7 protein-coding genes are annotated in these 10,574 nt (G+C 46.1%); 2 read left to right on the top strand and 5 right to left on the bottom strand.

Going from position 1 to position 10,574, the window contains the following annotated elements; translation table 11 throughout:
* Window positions 1-607: 607 nt before the first annotated feature.
* The 5 genes from HMPREF3208_RS03150 to hrcA form a co-directional block, all read right to left on the bottom strand.
* Complete coding sequence (locus tag HMPREF3208_RS03150) at window positions 608-1,435, bottom strand: inositol monophosphatase family protein (RefSeq protein WP_064347219.1); 828 nt, start codon at window positions 1,433-1,435, stop codon at window positions 608-610.
* Between the two features lie 824 nt (window positions 1,436-2,259).
* Window positions 2,260-2,913 carry a phosphoserine phosphatase SerB gene (serB, locus tag HMPREF3208_RS03145; protein ID WP_064347217.1) on the bottom strand — a complete coding sequence of 218 codons (654 nt, stop codon included), beginning with the start codon at window positions 2,911-2,913 and terminating at the stop codon, window positions 2,260-2,262.
* Window positions 2,914-2,938: 25 nt separating this feature from the next.
* Window positions 2,939-3,922 (bottom strand): methionyl-tRNA formyltransferase, encoded by a 984-nt coding sequence (gene fmt / locus HMPREF3208_RS03140; RefSeq protein ID WP_064347214.1) that lies wholly within the window; start codon window positions 3,920-3,922, stop codon window positions 2,939-2,941.
* Between the two features lie 158 nt (window positions 3,923-4,080).
* Window positions 4,081-5,229 (bottom strand): molecular chaperone DnaJ, encoded by a 1,149-nt coding sequence (gene dnaJ / locus HMPREF3208_RS03135; RefSeq protein WP_064347213.1) that lies wholly within the window; start codon window positions 5,227-5,229, stop codon window positions 4,081-4,083.
* Window positions 5,230-5,374: 145 nt separating this feature from the next.
* A complete protein-coding gene (hrcA, locus tag HMPREF3208_RS03130; protein ID WP_419471010.1) occupies window positions 5,375-6,607 on the bottom strand; it encodes a heat-inducible transcriptional repressor HrcA in 1,233 nt (410 codons plus the stop codon).
* Window positions 6,608-6,811: 204 nt separating this feature from the next.
* Here hrcA and tkt point away from each other — a divergent pair, with 204 nt between their 5' ends.
* Both tkt and tal read left to right on the top strand, forming a co-directional pair.
* Complete coding sequence (gene tkt, locus HMPREF3208_RS03125) at window positions 6,812-8,911, top strand: transketolase (RefSeq protein ID WP_064347211.1); 2,100 nt, start codon at window positions 6,812-6,814, stop codon at window positions 8,909-8,911.
* Between the two features lie 219 nt (window positions 8,912-9,130).
* Window positions 9,131-10,234, top strand: a complete 1,104-nt coding sequence (gene tal / locus HMPREF3208_RS03120; RefSeq protein WP_016637653.1) for a transaldolase — start codon at window positions 9,131-9,133, stop codon at window positions 10,232-10,234.
* Window positions 10,235-10,574: the final 340 nt, after the last annotated feature.

Here is a 10,574-nt window from a genome sequence, read left to right as displayed (position 1 = left end):
CCCCCCCCCAAGCAACATTGATCCAGCAAGCATCGCAGCGCACACACTCTTGGATAGTGGCGCATAAGTAGTATGCTTAGCAGACTTTTGCAAAGCAGCAAGATGCTTTACAGTAATACTCTTCTTCGTCATTATTCCTCACTTTATTTGGTATACATAAGCTGAATATGCGATTTGCAGCCAACAATAACAGATAGCAACAAGCAATCAGCATCCACTTCATTGATACACGCCAGCTTGCAATTTCATTACGCTTCATACTCTCCCATACGTTTCAGCGAGAATAAACCTTGCAAACTGACACCCGTACAGACGTAATAGTACTCAAAACTTCACATATTTCAAGCCTTGTTACACTATGATTTTTAAACATTTCGGCGTATTGCCGCAGAAATTATAGATTATGACGTTATGATATTTCTTTACAAAATAAAGCGACACGCCGCAGCTTGTAGTAACTATTCTCAGCTACTACTAGCTGCGTAAGTGCCGCTTTTAAAATTACGTCATGCAAAATTATTGATTGCTATGTAATGAATCATTTGGTTACATTATTTAGCTACGTTACCTCATTACGTTACCTCATTACGTTACCTAATTACGTTACCTAATTAAGATATGGTCGCAGCTTATCAATAAGTAAACCATTCGACGCTACTACATCATTCTCGCGGCGGTAATGAATAGGACTTCCATCCCACTGGCATACTTGTCCCTGAGCTTCTTGCACCACCACGGCACCGGCAGAAACTGCTGGAATATCCCATTGATGCAAATGCGGCTCAAAATAAGCGTCGTACGTGCCGTCTGCCACCTTGCATAAATCAAGCGAGGCTGGACCAATGCGTTTAATATCTGCCGGACAACCTTCTTCTAATGAAGCAACCACATCCAAAGCACGTTTCGATTCGCCCGGAATATAAGACATACCATAGCAAACTACCGAACCACGAAGATCCGAAGATGTAGACGGCGTAATCTTTTCACGTTTCTCACCTTGTGGAGTTCTGCGAATACGAATCGCACCTTGATCTTTTGCAGCAAGATATGTCAAACCCAATGCAGGAGCATGTACTACACCAAGCACAGGGCGAGCTGAACCTTCATCATTAAATTCAAACAAAGAAACCGTAAGCGTCCACTCAGCCATATCTCGGTTGAAATTAATAGCACCATCAACATTGCCAACACACCAAAAACGGTCTCCAGGATTACAATGCTCTGGTCTTGCTCTCCAAAAACCTTGGAAAGGATTGACATAGGTCAAACGGTTTTGAATAAAGCGCACAAGCTTGTCACCAAAACCAGACTCTGATTGCATATCACCCAACGCAAGCGAAGTCATATCTTGAGGACTTAACTGATCCTGATACGCATGTTTACCAACATCTTCCAAAATACGCGCAACTTCTAGCGCAACTTCTCGTAAATTCACGTTACACTCCCTACCCTGCTATACGTAAATTCCCGTATTTACGCACACTCTCTCTCACTTACAAATTACTTACTATTTTACTTGTCTTATAAAAGACTTACCAGCACAAACATATGTTGTGGTTAAAAGATACACAACATGCACAAACTAGTATCTCATCACTAGTATTCATCATTAATATTTAATCATTGTCTTACAATTTTACATTGCCTACGTACATTACTCAACTTTTCGTTCTATAAATGCAGAATTTATTTTGCATCTCAATTACGCTTCGTTCATTCGTGCGGCTATTCGCGTGGTGAGATTTTTCGATTTTTTGCACTGATTGAATATTGCACGTTCATGAAACTTTGCAGTCGTGCTCTGCAGACGCTGATTCTCTATTGCATAGAGAACGCTAGCACTCATGCTGCTGCGCACATCACACCAGAAAATCTCAACCTACGCACCCACCCGCAGCTTAATTGCGCGACTTTAGTTGCACTTAGTAAACCACGCACTTTTCGTAACAAACTTAACGAGTCTATGAGTTTTGTGTTGTGTTTAGTGTGTTGAGAGGCTGGAAAAATTGTGTTCAGTGCTAAAAGAGGACTGAGGAAGCAACATTGTTAAAAGATAGGCGAACACAATAAAATGCTTTAACAGTTAAAGCGACGAAGGACGGGACGCACGCAAACACAAATTTTCCAGCCTCGTCAAAACCAAAAAACTAAACCAGTTACAAAACTCATAGACGATACTAAAGAATATCGAAAAGAATATCGAAAAGAAAATCGCAAATAAAGAAATCCCCCGAAACTCACGCAACATTAAGCAACGCATTAATTCACATTCAAAAAATGCAAGACAGCACTTACATCGCGAGTAAGAATGCGGTAAGGAGTAGCCGCTTGAACTGCTGGTTTTGCGCAGAAAGCCACGCCTAATCCAGCGAATGTAATCATTGCAATATCGTTCGCTCCATCCCCCACTGCAACAGTTTGTTCGTGCGCAATTCCGAAATTACTTGCCCAAGTTTGTAGCGCTTCAACTTTTGCGTTAGCGTTAACGATATTTCCAAGTACGTTGCCAGTAAGCCTGCCATTTATAGATTCCAAATGGTGAGCCACCCAAAAATCAATATTCAAACCCGGCAAAAATTCGTCCAAAATCTCGTGAAAACCGCCAGAAACTGCGCCAACTTTCCAACCATGCGCATGAAGAGTGTCAATTAAAACATTCGCGCCTTTAGTTACGTGAATTTGCGAAATAATACGCTTTTTGCACTCATCAATATGTAAACCGCGAAGCATACTCACGCGCAGACGCAAGGAAGTATCGAAAGTAATTTCGCCACGCATTGCGCGCGCTGTAATCTTAGAAAGCTCATCGCCGCACCCAGCTTCTGCACCGAGCAAATCGATAACTTCTTCCTCAATAAGCGTTGCATCAACATCCATAACCAAAAGCCCGGGCTTGGCTAAAGTTGGCAACATCGAAGAAAGGTTCATACTCATAATTTTATGCGCAGTAAGCTGCTGCCGAAAGCCTGGCTCCGCGCGCCCAGTCTGCCGCTTTCATGGCTTTCTTACCTTGTGCTTTTACTTCCAAAAGTTCAAGTGCGCCGCTTAAAGTACCGACCCAAACTTGCTTCTTGCCAGCAAGCAATTTTCCAGGATCAAGCCTCATCAATTCCTCACCATGCGAATCGTTAGCATTTGCTGGAACTGCGCGTAAAACATGCAAAGTAATCGGATCTGCATTATGTTCATCGTCCGCATAAAGCTCGCACCACGCGCCCGGATTTGGCGTACAAGCGCGAATTTGACGATCAACAGCAAAAGCTGGCGCATGAAAATCAATATGAGCATCTTCAACCGTGATTTTTTGCGCAACTTGTTGAGGAGTTTGATCTTGCTCAACCGGCACAATTTCACCAGTTTCCATACCACGAAGAGATGCTGCAAGCAGCGGAGCTCCGTCGTTTGCAAGTCGTGCAAGAAGATCGCCAGAATTTTCGTGAGGCTCAATTTTTGTAGTAAACTGCGCCAAAATAGGTCCACAATCCATGCCGCGTGTAATGCGAAAAACCGTAGCACCTGTAATGTCATCCCCGGCCCAAATGGCGCGCTGCACAGGAGCCGCACCTCGCCATTGCGGAAGAATCGAAAAATGAAGATTATACCAGCCGAGAGGCAACGCATCTAAAACATTCTGGCGCAAAATCTTGCCGTACGCCACAACTGCTGCAGCTTTTGCACCGGTTGCCGCAAGCTGTTCAAGAAACATATCTTCATCTTTAGGATCCGACTCAAGCACTGGCAAACCAAGCTCAAGAGCAGCCTTCTTCACAGGGCTTGGAACCAGCTTCCTGCCACGACCTGTTGGAGCGTCAGGACGAGTAAGCACTGCACGAACGTCAAAATGCTCATTATCTTTTGCTAGCTCACGAAGAGATGGAACCGCAACTTCTGGAGTACCTGCAAACAATATTGGTAATGCCATACTTACCCCCACAATTTTTACACTTATAAAATTCTATGCCTATAGAGTGCTCTTATAAAAGATTTTTGAGTATCACGCATGTTCGGCAATAAAATTTGCAAATTAACAAAATTTTGCCCATCTGCAAACATTAGCCAGCAAACATCAGCCTGAAAATATCAGCCAGCAAACGCTTCCTTTAATTTACTAAAGAAACCTTTACGCTCACTTGGCTGTTCTGTCAAAGAATGCTGCTGCACTTGCTTCACACTGCCGTCATGCAATTGAGCAAACTTCTCAATTAAAGCACGTTCCTCATCATTCAGCTTTGTAGGCGTTTGCACTACGACGTGAACAACAATATTGCCACGATCTTGAGAACGCAGTTTCGTTACGCCAAGATTTGACAAAGTAATAGTATCGTCACTCTGGCAGCCAACAGGAATAACTATGCGCTGCAAACCGTCAAACGTAGTAATCTCAACATTATGACCAAGTACAGCCCAACTCATAGGAACCGTAATCCAGCAATGCAAATCGTCACCATTACGTGTGAACTGCTTATCAGCGCGAATATGAATATCAACATACAAATCGCCGGCAGGACCACCGCATTCGCCAACACTACCCTGCGAAGCTAAACGCAAACGACTACCATCACGAATGCCAGCTGGCACATTCACACCAACTTCACGAATAGTACGCACACGACCGTGACCATGGCAGTTCTGGCAAAGATTCTTAATAATGGTGCCATGTCCCTCGCACTTATCACAAGGCATTGAAGACATCATTTGCCCAAGCATAGTGCGCACAATCTTCTGGCAAAAACCAGAACCATGGCATTGATCACACTGTTCAGGAGCAGCACTGTCTGCAGAACCAGAGCCATTACAATCCTTGCATACACCAAAAGTAGTTACGCGCACACTGACATTGCCGCCAAAAATAGCGGTTTTCAAATCAATACGCGCCTCAGCTAACGCGTCATCTCCAGGCTGTACGCGAGAAATTGGCCCTTGCGAACTACCAAAAGAGCCACCAAAGAATTGGCTGAAAATATCCCCCATACCCATATCTGAAAAGCCAGCAGCCCCAGCACCTGCACCAGCAGAAGGATCATTAGGATCAACACCCATATCTACCATACGACGCTTTTCTGGATTAGAAAGCACGTCATAAGCAGCATTTACTTCTTTAAACTTGTCTTCAAACTCAGCGCCAGCAATATCCGGGTGGTACTTGCGGCTCATCTTGCGATATGCTTTACGAATTTCATCATCGCTAGCATTATGGTCAACACCCAAAACCTTATAATAATCAGTCACTGTAATCCCTTTGAATAGACTTCATAACACATTTCGTAACAAACTTCGTAATAAACCCCATCAGTATTACTCAACGTCACCTATTATATAACTCCACTTATTGTGCCATAAGGCAACGTCAGTAAGTCATAACCAACAGTGATTTTCAACGATTTTGTGCAATAAACGCATTTAGGTAACGCGCAACCGCTTTAACAGCAGCCATCGTAGCAACATAATCCATATGTTGCGGTCCAATAGAACCAATAAAAGCAACTGGCATATTTTGACGATGAGTTCGATCGATATTTGATTCTTGAGTAGAAACATCAGCTTGAGATGAAGATTCATTCATTGGCTGATTGTCAATATTATTTATAAAGGCAGCTTTTACAGAATCAACATATACCGCATCAGCATTCCCAGAACCAGCATTACCAGAATCAACATTTGAGCTAGTAAAATCTGCAGAATCAGTAGACGCATCTGGATCATACCCATATCCACTCGTAACAACAGAAGCATGCAATAAACCTGGATTATGAGTCTCGGAACCTATAGCAACACTTACACCACTGGCACAGTCACTTGCTTCTTCACTCATCGCAGTCATTAAGCGCATTATCACAGCCTGCTCTTCAAGAGCATCAAACAAGGAAGCAAAATCACTCATTGTTTGACGGTGAGCCAACTGAGAAGCTCCAGCCATATACAAATCATGCGTATGTTCACCAATATGCATATCTTCTAACGCATCCACAAGAGAACGAAGCAAATTACGAATATGAGCACTAGCAATAGTAGTAGAAATTGTTTGCAGTGTACGCGCGGCTTCACGCAACGACAACCCAACGCATAACTTATTGATAGTAGCAATAGACTGACTTAATTCTTCAGCATTCACATCCGAAATCTGCAACATATGCTGCGCAACACTGCCAGTATCAGTAATAACAACTGCCAGCAGCATACTCATGGAAACTTGAACAAGCTCAATACGACGAACACTCGCGCGAGATAATGCCGGAGCTGCAACAAGAGCAACTTGACCTGTAATACTTGCAAGCAAACGCGCAGAACGCTGCAATGTATCTTGCAAACTAACCGATCCGCTTAAAAAGTTACGTATAGCACGACGCTGGGGCTCAGAAAGCGGAATCACAGCAGCCAAACCGTCAACAAAATAACGGTAGCCTTTTTCAGTAGGAATACGCCCTGCAGAAGTATGCGGCTGTATTAAGTAACCTTCTTCTTCCAAAGCCGACATATCGTTACGAATGGTCGCTGAACTGACACCAAGCTGATGATGTTTTGCTAAAGCAGCAGAACCAACAGGCTCCTGAGAACGAATATAATCCTCAACAACCGCACGCAATACCATCATGCGTCGTGACTGCATTATCGCTCCTTACAAACACGTCTAAATACTATACTTCTATAGTAATCTATTTCTTAGCACGCAACAGAACATAAAAGCAAACTTTTGACACACTTTATAACATATTCGTCGCGCACGAAAGATAGGATTGAAGGGCAATGAGAGGGTAAAAGCCAGCGTAAGCTGTGCGTAAAAACCCGAATTATTGGAAGGAAAGTAGATCACATGACCGATTTCAACTGGTCTGCATTAGACGAGCGCGCCGTAAAGATGGCGAAGGTTCTCTCGGCTGATGCTGTTGAGCGAGCAGGACATGGACATCCTGGCTCCCCTGTTTCATTGGCACCAATTGCGTACACTCTGTACCAGCACTTCATTAAGCACGATCCAGCTGACCCAAAGTGGGCCGGTCGCGATCGTTTCATTCTTTCTGGCGGTCACGCTTCGCTTACGCAATACGTGCAGTTGTTCTTCTCTGGATACGGCTTGACTCTTGACGACCTCAAGTATTTCCGTGGCGGCGCCGACACGCGTACTCCAGGTCACCCAGAATATGGCTTAACTCCAGGCATTGAAATGACCACTGGCCCACTCGGTCAGGGTCTTGCTTCCGCTGTTGGTTTCGCTTACGGCCAGCGCTTTGAGCGCGGACTTCTCGATCCAGAAGCTCCAGCTGGCACCTCCCCATTCGATCACAAAGTTTGGGTTATCTGCGGCGAAGGCGACGTTGAGGAAGGCGTTTCTTCTGAGGCTGCTTCCTTGGCTGGAAACCAGAAGCTCGGCAATTTGACCGTAATCTTCGATGCAAACCACATTCAGATTGAAGGCGACACCAAGCTCACCTTCTCTGAAGATATTCTTGCTCGTTACCGTGCATACGGTTGGTACACCGATGAAGTGAGCTTCATTCAGCCAGATGGCTCCTATAAGGAAGACGTTCAGGCTTTGGCTGCAGCTATTGAAAAGGCTCAGGAAGTTACCGATAAGCCTCACTTCATTAAGGTTAATACTTTGATTGCTTGGCCAACCCCAGGCAAGACCAACAACGAAGCTTCCCATGGCTCCAAGCTTGGCGAAGAAGCTGTGAAGGGCTTGAAGGAACTTTGCGGTTTCGATCCAGAAGCTCAATTCCCAATCGACGAAGAAGCTTTGGCTCATGCTCGCAAGGTTGCAGAGCGCGGCTTGGCTGCTCACAAGGCTTGGGACGAAGCTCTTGCAAAGTGGGCTGCTGCCAACCCAGACAAGGCTGCTCTCTACGAGCGCATTAAGGCTGGCAAGCTTCCTGAAGGCTTCGACAAGGCCATTGACGACTTGGTTGCTGGCTTCGAAGTCGGTTCCAAGGTCGCTACCCGTAAGGCTTCCGGCGCAGTTCTTAACGCAATTGCTGCTGTTATGCCAGAACTTTGGGGCGGTTCCGCTGATTTGGGCGGCTCCAACAACACCAACATTAAGGGCGCTGACTCCTTCGGTCCATCCGAAGACGCAACCCGCACTTGGCCAAATGTTTCCGAGCACGGCCGTCAGCTTCACTTCGGTGTACGCGAGTTCGCAATGGGTGCTATTACCAACGGTATTTTGCTTGGTTCTGACACTCGCCCATTCAACGGCACCTTCTTCCAGTTCTCTGACTACGAGCGCCCAGCAGTTCGCTTGGCTGCTTTGATGGAGATTCCAAACCTCTACGTTTGGACCCACGATTCCGTAGCTTTGGGCGAAGATGGTCCAACTCACCAGCCAATCGAACACTTGGCTGCTTTCCGCGCTATTCCTCAGCTTGAGGTTGTGCGCCCTGCAGACGAGTACGAAACTGCTGAAGCCTACCGCTACTTCTTCGAGAAGAAGAACAGCTACCCAACTGCCATGATTTTGACTCGCCAGGGTGTCCCAACCCTCGCCGAGACTGCTGAGAAGGCTCGCGAAGGCGTAAAGCACGGCGCTTACGTTTTGGTTGATTGCGAAGGCACTCCAGACGTAATCCTCATGGCAACCGGTTCCGAAGTTCAGTGGGCTGTTGCTGCTGCCAAGACTTTGGCTGCAGAAGGCGTTAAGGCTCGCGTTCTTTCCATGCCATCTCTCGAATGGTTCGAAGAGCAGGACGAAGAGTACAAGGAAGCAATCTTGCCAAAGTCCGTTAAGGCTCGCGTTTCCATCGAAGCTGGCTTGGCATTGCCTTGGTACAAGTATCTCGGCGATTGCGGCAAGGCTGTTTCTATCGAACAGTACGGCTTGCAGGGTGACGGCGGTCAGAACATGATCGACTTGGGCATTACTGCTGAGCACGTAGTAGAAGCTGCTAAGGCTTCTATCGAAGAAGCTCGCGCCTAAGATAACTAGGCAAAAAGCAGATAAGCGAAAAAGCTTGATGTATCAAAATAAAATTGATTCATCACAAAACTCGAAGTGCTAATTTAGCTACTTCACAAGAAACAGCGATGGCGTGTTGATGTCGAGCTACCGTTGGTTCGGCATCAACCGCTGTTTCTTGTAACAACGCCACAATACCGACGTGCCCCAATTGGTGGAGCACAGTGTTAAGGAGATAACATGACTGAAGCAACGCAGCGCACCAGCGATTCCGGCGTTTCTATTTGGTTGGACGATTTGTCCCGTACCCGCATTGAGTCCGGTTCTTTGCAGGATTTGATTGCTCACAAGAATGTTGTTGGCGTTACCACCAACCCATCCATCTTCCAGAAGGCTTTGAGCCAGGTTGGCCCATACGATGCACAGCTTAAGGAACTCGGCAAGGTCGACGTTGAAACCGCTATCCGCGAGTTGACAACTACCGATGTTCGTAACGCAACTGATATCTTCCGCGAGATTGCTGAAAAGACCGACTTCGTTGACGGTCGCGTCTCCATCGAAGTTGACCCACGTTTGGCTCACGATACTGCTAACACTGAGAAGCAGGCTGAAGAGCTTTGGGCAAAGGTTGATCGTCCAAACGTTATGATCAAGATTCCTGCAACTTTGGAAGGTCTTCCAGCTATCACTGCTACCCTTGCTAAAGGTATTTCCGTGAACGTAACCTTGATCTTCTCCCTCGAGCGCTACGAGCAGGTTATCGACGCCTTCATCGAAGGTATCGCTCAGGCTGCAGCTAACGGTCACGACTTGAAGCACATTGGTTCCGTAGCTTCCTTCTTCGTCTCCCGCGTTGATACCGCTGTTGACAAGCTCCTCGAAGCTAACGGTTCCGATGAAGCTAAGGCTCTTGAAGGCAAGGCTGCTGTTGCTAACGCTCGCTTGGCTTACGAACTCTTCGAGAAGAAGTTCGCAGCTGATCCACGTTGGGCTGAGCTTGAAGCCAAGGGCGCTAAGAAGCAGCGTCCACTTTGGGCTTCTACCGGCACCAAGAACGCAGCTTACTCCGATTGCAAGTACGTTGACGAGTTGGTTGCTGAGCATGTTGTGAACACCATGCCAGAAAAGACTTTGAACGCTCTTGCTGATCACGGCAATGGCGCTGCTTCCATTAAGGGCACTTACGAAGAGAGCCACGCTGTTATGAACAAGCTTGCTGAGCTTGGCATCAACATCAAGGACGTTACCGACAAGCTTGAGGCTGACGGTGTTGCCGCCTTCATCAAGTCTTGGGATTCCGTGATTGCTGACGTACAGTCCGGCATCGATCGCGTAAACGCCTGATTTTGCTAATCGTCTGATAGCTAAACTGCTAATCAGCGAAACTGCTAAATAACATAAACCGCACATGTTCGTGGATTAATTCACACATGTGCGGTTTTTGTTTGCGTCAGAAAAACAAGAAAACGTCCGTAATTTTTGCCAACACGTCCGTATTTTGTAGAACGCGTCCGATTTGCCGCTATTTGCGTCCGATTTTACGCAATAAGCGAAGATAGCTGCAGGGCAATCTCGGTAATTGCGAATAAAAGGTATTACAGGAAGGTAGTGAGCGTTACTAACTCAGCTAACGAACTGCGAAAGTAACGGTGATAAGCTCAACACTGTTACTAACTCAGTCAAC

Origin of the sequence: Gardnerella vaginalis, assembly GCF_001546485.1 — a bacterium.
GTDB classification, from domain to species: domain Bacteria; phylum Actinomycetota; class Actinomycetes; order Actinomycetales; family Bifidobacteriaceae; genus Bifidobacterium; species Bifidobacterium vaginale_D.
The sequence above is the reverse complement of the archived record's forward strand: the minus strand, read 5'-3'. Positions and strand labels throughout refer to the sequence as shown.

Coding starts and splice junctions, on each gene's coding strand:
- serB (WP_064347217.1), bottom strand. CDS start 2,913: ATGTTGCCAACTTTAGCCAAGCCCGGGCTTTTGGTTATGGATGTTGAT.
- fmt (WP_064347214.1), bottom strand. CDS start 3,922: ATGGCATTACCAATATTGTTTGCAGGTACTCCAGAAGTTGCGGTTCCA.
- hrcA (WP_419471010.1), bottom strand. CDS start 6,607: ATGCAGTCACGACGCATGATGGTATTGCGTGCGGTTGTTGAGGATTAT.
- tkt (WP_064347211.1), top strand. CDS start 6,812: ATGACCGATTTCAACTGGTCTGCATTAGACGAGCGCGCCGTAAAGATG.
- tal (WP_016637653.1), top strand. CDS start 9,131: ATGACTGAAGCAACGCAGCGCACCAGCGATTCCGGCGTTTCTATTTGG.